Here is a 16,423-nt window from a genome sequence, read left to right on the forward strand (position 1 = left end):
CCGGAGGACCGGTCCCCCGCAAGGACCCTTCCCCGCGGAGGAGGGTCAGGAGACCTTCGCGGTGCGCTGGGCGTAGCCCGCGACGGTGTTCATCGGGGGACGTTCCGCGATGTCGAGGACGTGGGTGACGGGGGCGTAGTGGCCGTAGCCGTCGCGGGCGAACTGGGTGATCGAAGGTACGTCGGAGCGCTCCCCGGAGGCGCGCTGGTGCACGACGTGGGTGATCTGGGTGGCCATCCGGCCCAGGGCCGCGGTGTCCTGGTGGCTGTGCTGGCGGCGGCCGAGGTCGACCTGGGCGATCGCCGGGAGGCCGCGCAGTTCCAGGGTGTCGATGAGCATGGCGATCTCGACGCCGTAGCCGCCGCAGAAGGGGATCGCCTCGAGCAGGCGGCGGCGTCCGGCGTACTCCCCGGCCAGGGGCTGGACCATCCCGGCCAGGTCCGGGTAGAAGCGGCTGATCAGCGGTCGGGCGACGAGTTCGGTGACCCGACCGCCCGACGTGGACCCGGCGCCCTCGAGCGGGCGGTCGTAGCAGCCCTTGACCAGCTCGACCGTGGGATCGGTGAGCAACGGGCCGAGCAGGCCGGTGACGAGCTGCGGCTGGGGGTCCACGAGGTCGGCGTCGACGAAGACGACGACGTCGCCGGTGGTGACCGCGAGGGACTTCCACAGGACCTCGCCCTTGCCGGGGCGGGACCCGACCTCGGGCAGGACCTCGTCGCGGTGGTGGACGGTCGCACCGGCCTCGGTGGCGACCCGCGCGGTGTCGTCGGTGGAGCCGGAGTCCATGACGACGATCTCGTCGACGAGACCGGTGTCGTGGGCCAGCCGGTGGACCATCCGGACGACCCGCCCGACGGTGGCCTCCTCGTCGAGGGCGGGCAGCACCACGCTGACCCGGGTCCCCGCCTTCTGGGCGCGGAGGCGGTCGATGGGCCAGTCCCGCGCGCGGGACGTCGACCTGTCGAACCAGGTCTGCACGGGCAGCTTCACGACGACCTCCAGTGGGCAGCAACGGATCTCACCGTCGCACGAGGTCGTCCGGGAAGGACACCCGCCGACGGGGAAGTTCACCTGGGCGTCACACGGGGCCCCCGCAGACCCGGTGACGTTTCGGCCACGTTGCGGCGCGGAGTCCGGCAGGTCTCCGGGTGTCCCGCTCTGCGGGACGACGGGGTGCGGTGCCGGACGCCTGCGGCCGCGGAGTCCCAGGTTTGACTTCCCCGGACCCCGGGTATCCGTGGCTCGGTCAGACAGGGACGCGACGAGAGGGAACCATGCCGACGGGAGCACGACCCGTGCCGGCCACGCACTGGGCGACCTTCGCCCACGACGCGGCGTCGGTGCCACGGGCACGACACGTCGTCCGGGGTGTCCTCGACGGGGCGGGTCTCGACGAGATGGCCACGGCCGAGATCGAGATCGTCCTCTCGGAGATCGTGGGCAACGCCATCCGGCACGCCCGGCCCCTCGGCGACGGCGCCATCCACGTGCAGTGCGAGATCACCGTCGAGGTGCAGCCGCACGTCGAGATCGCCGTGACCGACGGGGGCTCGCCCGGTCGGATGGTCCACCAGCGCGTCGCGGAGGAGTCCGACACCAGCGGGCGGGGGTTGTTCATCGTCGACGGCCTCGCCGACGAGTGGGGTGTCGTGGAGAACGTCGAGAACCTCAGCCGCACGGTGTGGGCCTCCTTCGGCGGTCCGACGAGGCATCACCCGCACTGACCCGTTCGGTCACTCCCTGCCGCTGATCGACCACTCAGCGCGGATGGTTCGGCTACGGTTTCGGTCACGATCGGGCACCGGCCGGATCGGTGACCCGGACCGGAGGCGGCTGCGTGGACTCGTCGGCGGTCATCCCTGCCCTCGAGCGACTGCACCGCACCGCCACCGAGCTCGCCGCCGCGCTCGACGTCCGCGAAGCCGTCACCGCCGTGCTGCGCACCGGGCGCGACGTCCTCGCCACCAGCACCTGCGGCGTCTCCCTGCTCGACGAGACGGGGACCGTCCTGGTCCCGCAGCTGCCCGCCGAGGGCGACCTCACCGGCCTCGGCGTCGGACGGCCCGTCCCGCTGGCCTCCGCGACGCCCAGCGCCGAAGCCGCCCGCACGTCGCGTCCGGTGCTGCTGCACGACCGTGGCGAGCTGGCGGCCCGCTTCGGGGGCGGACCCGGCGGGCTCAACGACAGCGTCCTGGCCCAGGGCGAGCACTCCTGGGCGATGTACCCGCTGCTGGCCCGCGGCCGGCTCGTCGGCGTCCTCCGGTTCGGCTTCACCCGTGAGGGGTCCCTCGACGGGGAGCAGCAGGTCTTCGCGGCCACCCTCGCCGGGCAGTGCGCCCTCGCCGTCGAACGGGCCAGCCTGCTGCGCGAGGCCCGGATCTCCGAACGTCGCTACCGGACCCTCGCCGAGGCGGGGGCGCTCGACGTGTTCACCGCACGGCCGGGTCACGGCGTCACCGGGACCATGCCCGGGTGGACCGCGCTCACCGGCCGCGCCGACGTCGGCGGCCGGGCCTGGCAGGACGACGTCCACCCCGACGACCTGCCCACCGTCCTGCGGACCTTCGACGACGCCGTCGCCGCACGCTCCGGGGCCCGCTTCCGGTTCCGGATCGCGACCCCCGACGGCTGGCGGACCCTCGCCGCCGTCGCCGTCCCCGTGCTCAGCGACCCCACCGACCCCGACTCCGAGGTCCTGGAGTGGGTCGGGTCCCTCGACGACGTCACCGACCGGGCCCGCGCCACCCGGCGCACCCGCACGCTGCAGGCGCTGACCGCCGCGCTGGCGAGCGCCACGACCTACCCGGACCTGCTCGACGCCGTCCTGCGCGTCTGCCTCGACGGGCCGGGCGCCGTGCGCGCCACCGTCGTCCTCGCCGAGGGCGAAGGGGCCGGGCTGAGCCTGCACCGCATGCTCGCCGACCGCGAGCGCCGCACCGGGCAGGTGCCCGAGGTGACCCTCGAGCAGCTCACCGCCTTCGCGGGGGCCAGCGGGCGCTACCTCGTCGGGGCGCGCGGGATCGCGGACCTCTCCGACGCGGTCCGCGGGAACTTCGAGGCCGCCCACGCCGCCGGCGAGACCGCGTGGGCGGTGCTGCCGCTGGCCACCCGTCGTCGTCGCCTCGGGGCGCTGACCCTCGGCTTCACCGAACCGGGGGTCGACGACGAGGAGGAGCGGGAGTTCCTGCTCGCCTTCGCGGGGCAGGTCTCCAGCGCCCTGGAACGGATGCAGCTGCTGGAGGCCGAACGCGACCAGGCCACCGTCCTGCAGGAGGCGTTGCGGCCCGGCCCGTTGCCGGACGTGGACTGGCTCGCGACGCACCGCTCGGCGACGACGAGCGCAGGGGTCGAGGTCGGCGGTGACTGGGCGGAGATCATCCCGTTGAGCGGTGACCGGGTCGCCGTCGTGCTCGGTGACGTCATGGGCCGGGGGGTGCGCGCGGCGACGGTGATGGGTGAGGTCCGCACCCAGGTCCGCACCCTGGCCCTCATCGACCCGCACCCCACGGCGGTGCTGCGCGGCCTCGACGCCTGCGCAGCCGCGGGCGGCGGCGAGGACCTCGTGACGATCTTCTACGGCGTGCTGCACCGCGACGGCCGGTTGTCGGCGGCCAGCGCCGGGCACCTGCCCCCGTTGACGTGCAGCGAGGGCCCGCACTACCTCGACGTCCCCCCGGGGGTGCCGATCGGGGTGGAGGGCGACCCGCGCAGCGACGTCCTCGACGTGCGGCTCGCGCCGGGCAGCGCGCTGGTCGTGTTCTCCGACGGGCTGGTCGAGACCCGCACGCGGTCGCTGACCGAGGGGCTGGCGGAGGTGCTGGGGCACTTCCACGACCAGGCGTACGGGACGCCGGCCGAGATCGTCGAGGCGCTGGTCGCGCAGATGGTCGAGACCGGCGAGACCGGCGAGACCGGCGACACCGGTGGGGCCGCAGACGACGACGTCACGGTGCTCGGCCTGCGGCTGCGCTAGTTTCGCCGGGTGCCACCCCTGAGCCCGTCCCCGACCGTCGCGGTCGTGATCCCGGCCAAGGACGAGCAGGACCGGATCGCCGCCACCGTGCGCGCCGTCCGTTCGCTGCCCGACGTCGACCTCGTCGTGGTCGTGGACGACGGCTCGCGCGACTCCACGTCGAAGGCCGCGCGCGACGCGGGGGCACTCGTCGTCGCCCACGCCCGCAACCGCGGCAAGGCCGCGGCGATGCAGACCGGCGCCCGCGCCGTCGCGGAGTTCGAGGCGGCCCGCCCGCGCGAGGGACTGCGCGCCCGTCCGCTCCTCTTCGTCGACGCCGACCTCGCCGACAGCGCCGTGCAGACCTGGCCGTTGGCGCTGCCCGTGCTGGCCGGGGCCGCGGACATGACGATCGCGGTGCTGCCCCGCCAGGCCACCGCCGGTGGCGGGCACGGGTTCGTCGTCGGCCTGTCCCGCAAGGGGACCGTGGCCGCCGCGGGCTGGTCGCCGGAGCAGCCGCTGTCGGGGATGCGCTGCCTGACCCGGGCCGCGTTCGAGGCGGCGTTGCCGCTGGCCCCGGGCTGGGGCGTCGAGACCGCGCTGACGATCGACCTGCTGCGCGCGGGGTTCCGGGTGCGCGAGGTGCCCTGCGACCTGCACCACCGGGTCACCGGCTCCGACTGGCGCTCGCAGCTGCACCGCGCGGCGCAGTACCGCGACGTCGCCCGTGCCCTCGGACGGCGCCGCCTCGCCGACGTGCTCCGTCGCGTCACCGGTGTCTGAGCGACCGCTGACCCCGGTGCGGCTGGCCGGCGGGTGTCTGGTCCTGTCCCTGCTCTGCTGGGCCGTCGTCGCGCTCGCAGGACCCTCCGCCGCCGTCCCCCCGCTCGGGGGCGGCGCCGGGTCCTTCGACCTGGGCCTGCGGCCGTCGTCGGGGCTGGTGACGGCGTTGCTGGCCGTGTCCGTGCTGTCCGGTGGTGGTGCGCTGCTCGCCGGCTGGCGGGCCGTGGCCCGGGGGTGGCACCCGCGCCGGTTCGTGCTCGTCGCGCTCGTGGGCGCGGTGCTGTTCACATTGCTGCCCCCCGTCGGTTCCGCCGACCACCTCAGCTACGCCGCCTACGGACGGATCGCGGCGCTCGGCGGCGACCCCTACAGCCAGCCGCCGGACACCTTCGCCGGCGGTCACGACCCGGTGACCTCGGCGGTGCGCGACCCGTGGCGCTCCACCACCTCCGTCTACGGCCCCGTCGGGGCGCTGCTCATGGCGCTGGCCTCCCTCGGGGGCGGGGACTCCGTGCGCACGACGGTGTCGTGCTGGCAGGTCCTGCTGCTGCTCGCGTGGCTCGCGAGCGCCCTGGCGCTGCGGGTCGCGGTGCGCGACCCGCAGCGGCGGGCCCGGGCCCAGCTGCTGTGGACCGCGAACCCGCTGCTGCTGACCGTCGGGCTCAGCGGCGCCCACGCCGACGTCCTCGCCGGGACCGCGGCGCTCGCGACCCTGCTCGCGGCGCGTCGCCACCCGTTCTGGGCGGGGGTGGCGCTCGCGGTCGCCGTCGGGACGAAGCTGCCCTACGGCGCGGTGGCCCTCGGGGTGCTGCTCGCCGCGCGGGCGGGCGGGTACCTGACCCGCGGGTGGCTGCTGCGGGGTGCGGCGGGGGCGTTGCTGCTGCTGGTCCCCGCGCACGTCTGGGCGGGCCCGCACGCCTACGACCAGACCCGCACCGCCAGCCGCTACGTCTCGCTGGCCACGGTCTGGCGCCCGCTGGTCGAGGCGGGCATGCCGCGCGGGTGGCTGCTGCCGGGGACGGTGCTGGTGATGGCCGCCGTGGCGTTCGCCTGGTGGCGCCTGCTGGTGCGCGGTGACGCCCTGACGCGGGCGGCGGGGGTGAGCACGGTCCTCGCCGCCGGGTACCTGCTGGGGACGGCCTACGAGCTGCCCTGGTACGACCTGCTGCTGTGGGGGCCGCTGGCCCTGGCCCTCGCGGCTCCGTCCTCGGCGGGGGTGCGGCGGGGAGTGCTGACGGGGGTGCTGACGGGGAGGTTGACGCTGCTCGCGCTGGCGTACGTGCCGGGGCTGGTGGACGGGATGAGCCCGTCCGTCGAGGCCCTCACCCTGGGCTACCGCAAGGAGGTCGGTCCGTGGATCTCGTGGAGCGCGCTGGTCGTCGTCCTCGTCGTGGGACTCCTCCTGCGCCGGAGGATCGGGCGAGGCGACACTGTGGGACATTGGGTCGAAGGCTCACCGTGACTCCCCCGGGGTCCTTGACGGTTCATCCGGTCGGGTGGTGTTTTGACAGCGAGGTTCAGAACGGTCGGTCACACCCCGAACGTTTCAGAACGGAGTGAGCCGCTCCCGTGCGACACCGGCACCACAGCGAGCCAGGACCAGTGGACCAGCGGCGTGGAGAGGTAGAACACCAGGATGGAGCAGAACAACGTGGCGGTCGTCGACGGCAACCGGGTCCAGGTCCCCAACGACTGGTGGGGCGACGTCCTGCGGACCGTCGCGGACGGCGACCGCCGGATGATCGTCGAGGACGCGGCGGGCAACCGCTTCGTCGTCGTCTCCGAGGCCCGCTACCGCGCCCTCGAGGAGGCGGGGCGCGGAACCGCCCCCGCCCGCCCCGGGGTCAGCCTCACCGCCCGTGAGCAGGAGATCCTGCAGATGATCGCCGACGGGTGCCCCGGATCCGTCGTGGCCGAGCGCCTCGGTCTCGCCCCCAACACCGTCGCCCAGCACCTCGCCTCGGTGCGTCGCAAGTACGGCGTGCGCTCCTCCGCCGCCGCCGCCGCGGTCGCCCGCCAGGACGGTCTCATCTCCTGACGCCCCGGGTCAGGGGCTGGGCATCGAGAAGCCCACGACCTGCTCGGTCCCCCCGTCCTCACCGGTCAGGGCGTGGCCCACGGTCGACACCCACAGCACGCTGCCGTCCTCGTGCAGGACCCGGAACCGCATGCTCAGCGACGCCTGCTTCTCGCAGGCCTGACGCGTGGCGTCGACCACCAGCCCCAGGTCCGCGGGGTGCACGTTGCGCATCGACTCCGCCCAGGGCAACCGGTGCTGCCGCGCGGCGAACCCCAGCAACCCGCTCACCCGCTCGTCGAGGTCGACGACCGGGGGGTCGACGTGCATCGCGAACGCCCCCGACGGGATCTGCGGCAGCCCCCGCGTCGCCGCCCACGCCGCCATCGCCGGCGGGTCCACCGTCGCCACCGCCAGGTCGACCCGGGCCCGCAGCTCGGGGGGGAGCTCCGCCAGGACCGCCTCGCCCACGCTGCTCGTCGCGAGCAGGCGGACGAGCAGGTGGAAGGGGACGGCGTCCCCCTGCACCAGCAGGCCGGCGGTCCGGCCGTGGTCGTCGTCGAGGGCCAGGGAGTCCACCAGCTCGGTGGTGCGCGGGTCGGGACCCGGGGGGAGGTCGTCACCCCAGAGCGCCTCCAGGTCCGCGCGCACCTGCTCCGCGCGTCGCCGGACGTGGTGCTCCCGGGACAGGCTCTCGTCGATCGTGCTCACCCCTCACGTCGTGCTGCTCGGGGCAAGGATGCTGCACGGACCCTGTGAGCACCAGGAGCGATCACCAGCGCGTCGTCGCGGCACCCGCGAGCACTCGTCCAGCGGAGCGGGGTCTCCCGGTGCGACGATGGGCGCGCCATGACTGCGACCACAGACACCCCCCAGCTCACCGACCTGCTGCCGGCCCCGGGCAACGACGACCCCGACCTCGTCTACGAGGCGTTCTCGACGTGGGTGACCTCACGCGGCATCGAGCTGTACCCCGCGCAGCAGGAGGCGCTCATCGAGGTGGTCGCCGGCTCCAACGTCGTGCTCGCCACCCCGACCGGTTCCGGCAAGTCCCTCGTCGCCGCCGGGGCCCACGCCGCCGCGCTGAGTGCCGGGATCCGGTCCTTCTACACCGCACCGCTCAAGGCCCTCGTGAGCGAGAAGTTCTTCTCCCTCGTCGAGGTCTTCGGCGCCGAACGCGTCGGGATGATGACGGGCGACGCCTCGGTGAACCCCGGCGCACCGATCATCTGCTGCACCGCCGAGATCCTCGCCAACGTCGCGCTGCGCTCCGGCGCCTTCGCCGACGTCGGCCAGGTCGTCATGGACGAGTTCCACTTCTACGCCGACCCGGACCGCGGCTGGGCCTGGCAGGTCCCGATCGTCGAGCTCCCGCAGGTGCAGTTCCTGCTCATGTCGGCGACGCTGGGCGACACCACGGCCCTGCGCGAGGACCTGACCCGGCGGACCGGGCGGCCCACCGCCAGCGTCACCTCCGTGGAACGACCCGTCCCGCTGCACTACTCCTACGCGACGACCCCGCTGCAGGAGACCGTCGAGGAACTCCTGCACACCGACCGGGCCCCCGTCTACGTCGTGCACTCCACCCAGGCCGCCGCCGTGGAGCAGGCGCAGTCGCTGACCAGCGCGAAGATCGCCACCCGCGAGCAGCGCGACGCCATCGCCGACGCCATCGGCGGGTTCCGCTTCGCCGCCGGCTTCGGCAAGGTCCTCAACCGGCTGCTGCGGATGGGCGTCGGCGTCCACCACGCCGGGATGCTGCCGAAGTACCGGCGCCTCGTCGAGACCCTCGCCCAGGCCGGACTGCTCAAGGTCATCTGCGGCACCGACACCCTCGGCGTCGGGATCAACGTTCCCATCCGCACCGTCCTCTTCGGTGGGCTGACCAAGTTCGACGGCCGCCGCAACCGCCACTACCGCGTCCGGGAGTTCCACCAGATCGCCGGCCGGGCCGGCCGGGCCGGGTTCGACACCGCGGGCACCGTCGTCGTCCAGGCTCCCGAGCACGAGGTGGAGAACGCCCGTCGCGTCGCCCGCGCCGGCGACGACCCCAAGAAGCTCAAGCGCGTCCAGCGGGTCAAGGCGCCCGAGGGGTTCATCTCCTGGTCGCAGGCGACCATGGACAAGCTCGTCGCCGGTGAACCCGAACAGCTGACGTCGCACTTCCGGGTCACCACGTCGATGCTGCTGAACGTCCTGCAGCGCCCGGGGAACCCCGTGGAGGCCATGCGGCACCTGCTGCTGGACAACCACGAACCCCGCAAGAACCAGATCAAGCACGTCCGCCGCGCCGTCGAACTGGCCCGCGCCCTGCTCGACGCCGGGATCATCGAGACGCTGCCCGAACCCCTCGCCGACGGACGTCAGGTCCGCCTCGTGGGCGACCTGCAGCTCGACTTCGCGCTCAACCAGCCGCTGTCGCCGTACGCGCTGGCCGTCATCGACGAACTCCTCGACCCCGAGTCCCTCACCTACGCCCTCGACGTCGTCTCCGTCATCGAGGCGACCCTCGACGAACCCATGAAGATCCTGCTCGCCCAGCGCTCCAAGGCCAAGGGCGAGGCGGTGCAACGGATGAAGGCCGACGGCATCGAGTACGAGGAACGCATGGAACTCCTCGAGGACGTCGAGTGGCCGCAGCCGCTGGCCGAGGAACTGCGCGGTGCCTACGAGACCTACCGCGCCGGGAACCCCTGGGTCGGCGACTACGAGGTGAAGCCCAAGTCCGTCGTCCGCGACATGTACGAACGCGCGATGACCTTCGGGGACTACGTCCAGTACTACCAGCTGGCCCGCTCCGAGGGTCTCGTCCTGCGCTACCTCTCCGACGCCTACAAGGCCCTCAAGCAGACCGTCCCCGACGACGCCCGCACCGAGGAGCTCATCGACCTCGTCGAGTGGCTCGGGGAGGTCGTGCGCCAGACCGACTCCTCGTTGCTGGCGGAGTGGGAGGCGCTGCGCGACGGCGTCGACCCGGCCGACGTCGAGAACGCCGTCGCACCGCAGGAGGAGGAGACCCCGCCCGTCACCGCGAACTCCCGCGCCTTCCGCGTCCTGGTGCGCAACGCGATGTTCCGGTTCGTCGAACTCTGCGCCCTCGACCGGCCCGCCGCGCTGGCGGAGCTGGAGGGGTCCCCCGACGAGGAGACCTGGGGCGACCAGCTCGACGCCTACTACGACGACCACGACACCATCGGCACCGGTCCCGACGCCCGCGGTCCGCACCTGCTGCAGGTCGACGACGGTTCCGGGCCGGACGCGAAGGGCTCGAAGCGGAACTGGTACGTGCGCCAGGTCCTCGAGGACCCGGCGGGCGACCGGGACTGGGGGATCGTCGCCGAGGTCGACCTCGACGCCTCCGACGAGGCCGGGGCCGCCGTGCTGAAGGTCGCGGGTCTCCTGCGGCTCTGACGCGGTTCCCGTGCGACGTCTCACCACACCTCTCGCGACGCTCGGGCTGTGCGCGGCCCTGCTCGTCACCGGTGGGTCCGGGACGTCCGGCACGTCCGGCACCGCCACCCCGGCGCCGTTCCCGACGAACGGGCGCTTCGACTACCAGATCGGTGGCGCCCACACCCCCGACGCCTCCGTGGCGATCGTCGACCGCGACCGTGCCGCGGGGCCCGCTGGGGGGACGTACGACGTCTGCTACGTCAACGCGTTCCAGACCCAACCCGCGGAGGGGGCGTTCTGGACGGGGTCGCACCCGGACCTGCTGCTGCGCGACGAGGACGGCGGCCTCGTGGCGGACCCGGACTGGCCGGGCGAGTTCTTCCTGGACGTCTCCACCGCCGGGAAGCGGGCCGACGTCGCGGAGATCGTCGGCGGCTGGATCGACGGTTGCCGCAACGACGGTTTCGAGGCCGTCGAACCCGACAACCTCGACACGTGGACGCGGTCGGACGGCAGGCTGACCGAGGCGGACGCCGTCGCGTACGCGACCCTGCTGGCGACCCGTGCCCACGCCGACGGCCTCGCGATCGCGCAGAAGAACGCGGGGAGCCTCGGGTCGGTCGGCCGGGACTCCGTGGGGTTCGACTTCGCGATCGCCGAGGAGTGCCAGAACTACTCCGAGTGCGACGACTACACCGACGTCTACGGCGACGACGTCCTCGAGGTCGAGTACACGGACAACCCCCGCACGGCGTTCACGTCGGCCTGCGCGGCGCAGGGTCGGCGGATCTCCGTCGTCCTGCGGGACCGCGACGTCGTGCCGCGCGGGGAGGAGGGCTACCACGACGAGTCGTGCTAGACCCCGACGACGTGGACCCGGGTCCCGAGGGCCCGGATCCGGCGGAGTTCCTCGGGCGGGGCGGCGTCGTCGGTGACGAGGTCGCCGACGCTCTCGAGCCCCGCGACCTTCGCGAGGGTGATCCGCCCGATCTTGGAGGAGTCCGCGACGACGACCGTCCGCTGGGCGTGACGGATCATGGCCGCGTTCGTCCGCGCCTCGGTCTCGTCGTGCGTCGTGATCCCGCCCTCGGCGCTCACCCCGTCCACACCGAGGATCGCCATGCCCACGTTGATGGAGGCGAAGGAGTTCTCGGCGAGCGCCCCCACCAGCTCGAAGGAGTTCGCGCGGATCAGGCCACCGGTCATCATCACCCGCAGGTTCGGCCGGGACCCGATCTCGGTGGCCGTCGTCAGCGAGTTCGTGACGATGGTCAGGTCGGTGCGGAAGATCAGCGCCCGCGCGACACCCGCGGCCGTCGTCCCGCCCCCGATGGCGATCGCGAACGGCCCCTCGGGCAGGAAGGTGGCGGCGCGGCGGGCGATGAGCTGCTTGACCTGGTGCGACTGGCCCGCGCGCAACCGCACCGGCAGTTCCAGCGCCGGGGCGAGGACCCGCGCGCCGCCGTGCGTCCGCGACAGCAGTCCTTGTCCCTCGAGGTCGGCGAGGTCGCGGCGGACGGTCGCGACCGACACGCCGAGTTCGGTGACGAGGTCCTGCAGGCTCACGTCACCGCGCTCGTTGAGCACACCGAGGATCGCCACCAGCCGGTCGGCACGCTTGCCGGAACCCGCGCGCGGAAGGGCCTCCGAGCCGCCGAGGGCGTGGCCACCAGGCATCTCCACCGCACCAATCACTCGAACCGATCAACCAGGATGAGCGTTTCGCTCAGAATATTGCGTCCATCGCGCAGTCGGAACACCATCCTGGCATGACACGAGTCACCTTCGTCGGGGCCGGGAGCGTCGAGTTCACCCGCCAGCTGGTGGGGGACCTCCTGAGGTTCGACGACCTCGGCCCGCTCGACCTGCGGCTCTTCGACGTCGACGAGCGCCGCCTCGCCGTGGCCGAGGGCACCGCCCGGCAGGTCGGCGAACGCCTGAACCGCCCCCTGACCACCACCGCGACCACCGACCGGCGCCGCGCCCTCGCCGACGCCGACTTCGTCGTCGACATGGTGCAGATCGGCGGCATCGAGGCCACCCGCCACGACCTGGAGATCCCGGCCCGCTACGGGTTGCGCCAGACGATCGGCGACACCACCGGGGTGGGCGGGGTGTTCCGCGCGCTGCGCACGTTCCCCTTCCTCACCGCCCTCACCGCGGACATCCGTGAGGTGGCGCCGGACGCGGTCTTCCTGAACTACACGAACCCGATGGCGATGAACGTCTGGTGGACCAGTCTCGTGGCCCCGGAACTCACCACCCTGGGGTTGTGCCACAGCGTCTACTGGACCGCCCATGACCTGGCGGAGCTCGTCGGGTTGTCCGTCGAGCAGACCAGGTTCCGGGCGGCGGGCGTCAACCACCAGGCGTGGTTGCTGGAGTGGACGCACGAGGGTCGTGACCTCTACCCGGTGCTGCGCGAGCGCATCGCCGCGGACCCGGAACTGCTGCGCCGCGTCCGCGTCGAGGTCTTCCGCCGGATCGGCTACTACCCGACCGAGACGAGCGAGCACTCCTCGGAGTACCTGCCGTGGTTCCTCCGCGACCAGGAGCAGGTCGAGAGGTTCCGGCTGCGGCCGATGGAGTACCTGGAGATCTCCGAGAACAACGTCCGTGAGTTCCACGCGGCCGAACGCGCTCTCGCCGCGGGTGAACCCCTGGCGCTCGAGGAGGAGGCGGCCGAGTACGCGCCGCAGGTCATCCACTCCCTCGTCACCGGCACCGAACGCGAGATCCACGCCAACGTCGTCAACCGGGGCCTGATCGACAACCTGCCCGCCGGGTGCGTCGTCGAGGTGCCGACGACCGTCGGCGCCGGCGGGATCTCCCCGGTCCCGATGGGTTCCCTGCCGGTGCAGGCCGCCGCGGTGAACCGCCCCTACGTCTCGGTCGCCGAGCTGACGATCGAGGCCGCCCGGACCGGCGACCCGCGTCTCGTGCGCCAGGCGGTGCTCGTGGACCCCAACGCGAGCTCGACGCTCACGCCCGAGCGGATCTGGGCGCTGTGCAACGACCTCGTCGCCGCCCACGGCGACCTGCTGCCGCCCGAACTGCGCGTGCAGCTGCCGGTCGACGCCCTGTAGTCCAGACCCCCGAGAGGAGTTCCCGGTGCACGTCCCACGACTCGCCGCCGCCCTCACCCTCGTCGCGCTCGTCGCGACGGGGTGCGGGACGGAACCCGTCACCACGCTCGACCCCTCCGCCCCGGTGCACCTGACGATGTGGTCGGGGCAGAGCGACGAGGCCGAGCAGGTGCTGGAGCACCTCGCCGCGGAGTTCGAGCAGCAGCACCCCAACGTCAGCATCGACGTCACGCCCGGGGCCTCCTCCACCGAGGAACTGCTGCAGAAGCTCGCCGCCTCCTTCGCGGGCAACGACTCCCCGGACATCTCCTACACGTTCGGGTCGTGGGCGAGTCAGCTGGAACGCTCGAACCGGACCCTCGACATCACCTCCGTGGTGCAGGGACCCGGGGTGGACTGGGAGGACTTCACCTCGGCGGCGCGGGCGACGGCGCAGCCGACCGGCCACCGCACCATCGGGTTCCCCGCCGTCGTCGACAACATCGCCCTCCTCTACAACAAGACCCTCTTCGACCGGGCCGGCGTCGCGTACCCCACGCCCGACTGGACCTGGCAGGACTTCCGGGCCGCGGCGAAGCAGCTCACGAACCCCGACGACCACGTCTACGGGTACGGGTACTCCGTCTCGGGGAGCGAGGAGACGACGTGGCAGTTGTGGCCGCACCTGTGGCAGAACGGCGGCGAGATCCTGGACGCCACCGGGCAGGAGGCGGCCTTCGACTCCCGGGCCGGGATCGACGCCCTCACCTTCCTGCGCGGGATGGCCGTCGACGACCGGAGCGTCTACCTCGACCAGACGGACACGAAGTTCGCCCAGCTGTTCGAGAGCGACCGCATCGCCATGATCACCTCCGGTCCCTGGGAACTGTCGGCGCTCAAGACCGCGGGGACCTCCTACGGCGTCGTGCAGCTCCCGGGGACGGACGGCGACCACCAGACGGTCTCCGGTCCCGACCTGTGGACCCTGTTCGACAACGACGACGTCAACCGCGCCCACTGGGCGACGCAGTTCACCGAGTGGCTGACCTCGGCCGAGCAGGACGAGCAGTTCAACGTGGCCATCGGCAACCTCCCGCTGCGGGCCAGCGAGGCCACCAGCGAGGCGTTCCTGACCGCCTCCGCCGAACTCCCCGGGCTCGACGTGATGCAGGCCAACGCCGCGAACGCGAAGAAGCCCCGCCCGACCGTGCCCGGGTACAACGGCCTCTCCGAGGCCGTCGGGAGCGCCACCGCCCACGTGCTGCAGGGGGAGGGTTCGCCGCAGGGCGCCCTCGCCGACGCCGCCACCGCCGCCGACAAGGCACTGCGCCAGAGCTGAGGACGTGACGTGACGACCGTTGACCTTCGAGAGTCGCAGCGCCGGGGGACCTCGGGAGCGGCTGCCCCCCGGCCCCGCCGTGCCGTGGGGGAGGCGCTGGCCGGGTGGGGTTTCGTCGCCCCGGCCCTGATCGTGGTCGGAGGGCTCACCCTCTTCCCGGGGATCTGGGCCCTCGTGCTGTCCTTCCGCACGTGGGACGGGTTCAGCCCGCCGAGGGGGGTCGGGATCCAGAACTACCGGGACCTCGCCGTCGACCCCGCGCTCGGCGGCGCCGCACTGCACACCGCCCTCTACACGGTCCTCTTCGTGCCGGCGTCGGTCCTGCTGGGACTGTTCCTGGCCGTCGCGCTGAACCGCCGGATCCGGTTCATCGGCCTGTACCGCACCGCGGTGTTCGTCCCCTTCGTCGCCTCCGCCGCCGCGACGGGCATCCTCACGACCTACCTCTTCAGCCCGCAGTTCGGGCTGGTCAACAACGTCCTGCGCGTCCTGCACCTGCCCCAGCAGGGGTGGCTGGAGGACGGCCACCAGGCCATGGTGGTCATCACCATCATGTCGCTGTGGGGGCAGGCCGCCTTCACCACGGTCATCTACCTCGCTGCGCTGCAGGACATCCCCGGCGACACCATCGAGGCCGCCCGGATGGACGGCGCGAACTCGCGGCAGGTCTTCTGGCGCGTCGTGTGGCCGCAGCTGGGGGCGGTGACGTCGTTCGTCGCGGTCTACCAGACCCTGGAGGCCGTCCAGCTGTTCGACCTCGTCTACGCCACCACGCGCGGCGGGCCGCTCGACGCCACCCAGACGATCGTCTACTACGTCTGGCAACTCGCGTTCCAGCGGCTGCAGTTCGGCTACGGCTCGGCCGTCGCCTACGCGTTGTTCTTCGTCACCCTGGTCGTGACGATCGTCGTCACCATCACCCAGCGCCGCGCCGGGAGGAACCCGTGACGACCGTGACCCCGACCCCGACCGTCTCCCGCACCTCGACCGTGCCGCGCCGTCGCGGGTTGCCGTTCAGTCCGTGGCACCTGCTGCTGGTGCCGGTCTCGTTCCTCTTCCTGCTGCCGTTCCTCGAGATGTTCCTCACCTCCCTGGAGCCGGCCTCGGAGATCAACAAGTTCCCGCCCGCCTTCGTCCCGACGCACTTCACCCTCAGCGGGTACACCCGGTTGTTCGCCGACTCCTCGATCCTGCGGTGGCTGCTGAACACGGCCGTCGTGTCCGCGTCGGCGATCGTCTCGCACCTGGTGCTCTGCTCGCTGGCCGGCTACGGGTTCGCCCGGCTGCGCTTCCCGGGCCGGACGTTCGGGTTCCTGGCGATCCTCGCGACCATCATGGTCCCCTCGCAGCTGCTCATGATCCCGACCTACGTCATGTTCGCCCGGCTCGGCCTCGTGGACCACCTCGGGGCCGCGATCGTCCCCTGGCTGGCCTCGGCGTTCGGCATCTTCCTCATGCGCCAGTTCTTCCTGTCGCTGCCGAGCGAGCTGGAGGAGGCGGGCAGGATCGACGGGTGCTCCCGCCTGCAGGTGTTCTTCCGGATCGTGCTGCCGCTCGCCCGGCCGGCCCTGGCGACGTTGGCGATCTTCACCCTGCTCGGCTCCTGGAACGACCTCGTGTGGCCCCTGGTGGCCATCAACGACGAGCACAACTTCACGCTGCAGCTGGGGTTGACGAACTTCCAGGGCGCCCGCCGGACCGACTGGTCGCTGCTCATGGCCGGCAACGTCGTCGCGACCCTCCCGCTCATGCTGCTCTTCCTCCTGGCCCAGCGGCAGTTCGTCGCGACCATGGCCTCGGCCGGGCTGAAAGGCTGAGCCCCGTGCGCACCGAAGCGACCACCACCCGCACCACCGACCGGAGGTACCTCC

Annotated in this window: 14 protein-coding genes; 11 read left to right on the top strand and 3 right to left on the bottom strand. The window is 72.6% G+C overall.

Annotated features, from left to right (window positions below; genetic code table 11):
* Positions 1-45 precede the first annotated feature (45 nt).
* On the bottom strand, positions 46-993 hold the full coding sequence (locus ACFQ46_RS03710; protein ID WP_380257309.1) for a glucosyl-3-phosphoglycerate synthase: 948 nt from the start codon (positions 991-993) through the stop codon (positions 46-48).
* 305 nt (positions 994-1,298) lie between these two features.
* Between ACFQ46_RS03710 and ACFQ46_RS03715 the strand changes: the two genes are divergently transcribed.
* The 5 genes from ACFQ46_RS03715 (at position 1,299) to ACFQ46_RS03735 (ending at position 6,776) form a co-directional block, all read left to right on the top strand.
* Positions 1,299-1,727 carry an ATP-binding protein gene (locus ACFQ46_RS03715; RefSeq protein ID WP_380257311.1) on the top strand — a complete coding sequence of 143 codons (429 nt, stop codon included), beginning with the start codon at positions 1,299-1,301 and terminating at the stop codon, positions 1,725-1,727.
* Between the two features lie 113 nt (positions 1,728-1,840).
* Positions 1,841-3,976 carry a SpoIIE family protein phosphatase gene (locus ACFQ46_RS03720; RefSeq protein WP_380257313.1) on the top strand — a complete coding sequence of 712 codons (2,136 nt, stop codon included), beginning with the start codon at positions 1,841-1,843 and terminating at the stop codon, positions 3,974-3,976.
* A gap of 9 nt (positions 3,977-3,985) precedes the next feature.
* A complete protein-coding gene (locus tag ACFQ46_RS03725; protein WP_380257315.1) occupies positions 3,986-4,738 on the top strand; it encodes a glycosyltransferase family 2 protein in 753 nt (250 codons plus the stop codon).
* Positions 4,731-6,200: a hypothetical protein gene (locus ACFQ46_RS03730; RefSeq protein WP_380257317.1), complete on the top strand. Its 1,470-nt coding sequence runs from the start codon at positions 4,731-4,733 to the stop codon at positions 6,198-6,200. The genes ACFQ46_RS03725 and ACFQ46_RS03730 overlap by 8 nt, the downstream gene beginning before the upstream one ends.
* A gap of 174 nt (positions 6,201-6,374) precedes the next feature.
* Positions 6,375-6,776, top strand: a complete 402-nt coding sequence (locus ACFQ46_RS03735) for a helix-turn-helix transcriptional regulator (protein WP_328294014.1) — start codon at positions 6,375-6,377, stop codon at positions 6,774-6,776.
* A 9-nt stretch (positions 6,777-6,785) separates the two neighbouring features.
* On the opposite strand, the gene ACFQ46_RS03740 is transcribed toward ACFQ46_RS03735, so the two are convergent.
* A complete protein-coding gene (locus tag ACFQ46_RS03740; protein ID WP_380257319.1) occupies positions 6,786-7,466 on the bottom strand; it encodes a PAS domain-containing protein in 681 nt (226 codons plus the stop codon).
* Between the two features lie 138 nt (positions 7,467-7,604).
* Here ACFQ46_RS03740 and ACFQ46_RS03745 point away from each other — a divergent pair, with 138 nt between their 5' ends.
* Positions 7,605-10,166 (top strand): DEAD/DEAH box helicase, encoded by a 2,562-nt coding sequence (locus ACFQ46_RS03745; protein ID WP_380257321.1) that lies wholly within the window; start codon positions 7,605-7,607, stop codon positions 10,164-10,166.
* Positions 10,167-10,176: 10 nt separating this feature from the next.
* A complete protein-coding gene (locus ACFQ46_RS03750; RefSeq protein WP_380257323.1) occupies positions 10,177-11,007 on the top strand; it encodes an endo alpha-1,4 polygalactosaminidase in 831 nt (276 codons plus the stop codon).
* Here the strand turns inward: ACFQ46_RS03750 and ACFQ46_RS03755 are convergent.
* Positions 11,004-11,825 (bottom strand): DeoR/GlpR family DNA-binding transcription regulator, encoded by an 822-nt coding sequence (locus tag ACFQ46_RS03755; protein ID WP_380258407.1) that lies wholly within the window; start codon positions 11,823-11,825, stop codon positions 11,004-11,006. The two genes, ACFQ46_RS03750 and ACFQ46_RS03755, sit on opposite strands and share 4 nt — an antisense overlap.
* Positions 11,826-11,917: 92 nt before the next feature.
* Between ACFQ46_RS03755 and melA the strand changes: the two genes are divergently transcribed.
* From melA to ACFQ46_RS03775, 4 genes are read left to right on the top strand one after another with little or no spacing between them, the layout of a single operon-like run.
* Complete coding sequence (gene melA / locus ACFQ46_RS03760) at positions 11,918-13,234, top strand: alpha-galactosidase (RefSeq protein ID WP_380257325.1); 1,317 nt, start codon at positions 11,918-11,920, stop codon at positions 13,232-13,234.
* Between the two features lie 25 nt (positions 13,235-13,259).
* Positions 13,260-14,552: an extracellular solute-binding protein gene (locus ACFQ46_RS03765; RefSeq protein ID WP_380257327.1), complete on the top strand. Its 1,293-nt coding sequence runs from the start codon at positions 13,260-13,262 to the stop codon at positions 14,550-14,552.
* Positions 14,553-14,561: 9 nt separating this feature from the next.
* Complete coding sequence (locus tag ACFQ46_RS03770) at positions 14,562-15,500, top strand: carbohydrate ABC transporter permease (RefSeq protein ID WP_380257330.1); 939 nt, start codon at positions 14,562-14,564, stop codon at positions 15,498-15,500.
* 5 nt (positions 15,501-15,505) lie between these two features.
* On the top strand, positions 15,506-16,369 hold the full coding sequence (locus tag ACFQ46_RS03775; RefSeq protein ID WP_380258409.1) for a carbohydrate ABC transporter permease: 864 nt from the start codon (positions 15,506-15,508) through the stop codon (positions 16,367-16,369).
* Positions 16,370-16,423: the final 54 nt, after the last annotated feature.

This window comes from Kineococcus sp. GCM10028916 (genome assembly GCF_042674865.1).
Classification (GTDB): domain Bacteria; phylum Actinomycetota; class Actinomycetes; order Actinomycetales; family Kineococcaceae; genus Kineococcus.

Bases quoted from the DNA above. Each gene is read 5' to 3' on its own strand.
- ACFQ46_RS03735 (WP_328294014.1), top strand. From the start codon at position 6,375: ATGGAGCAGAACAACGTGGCGGTCGTCGACGGCAACCGGGTCCAGGTC.
- ACFQ46_RS03745 (WP_380257321.1), top strand. From the start codon at position 7,605: ATGACTGCGACCACAGACACCCCCCAGCTCACCGACCTGCTGCCGGCC.
- ACFQ46_RS03755 (WP_380258407.1), bottom strand. From the start codon at position 11,825: ATGCCTGGTGGCCACGCCCTCGGCGGCTCGGAGGCCCTTCCGCGCGCG.
- melA (WP_380257325.1), top strand. From the start codon at position 11,918: ATGACACGAGTCACCTTCGTCGGGGCCGGGAGCGTCGAGTTCACCCGC.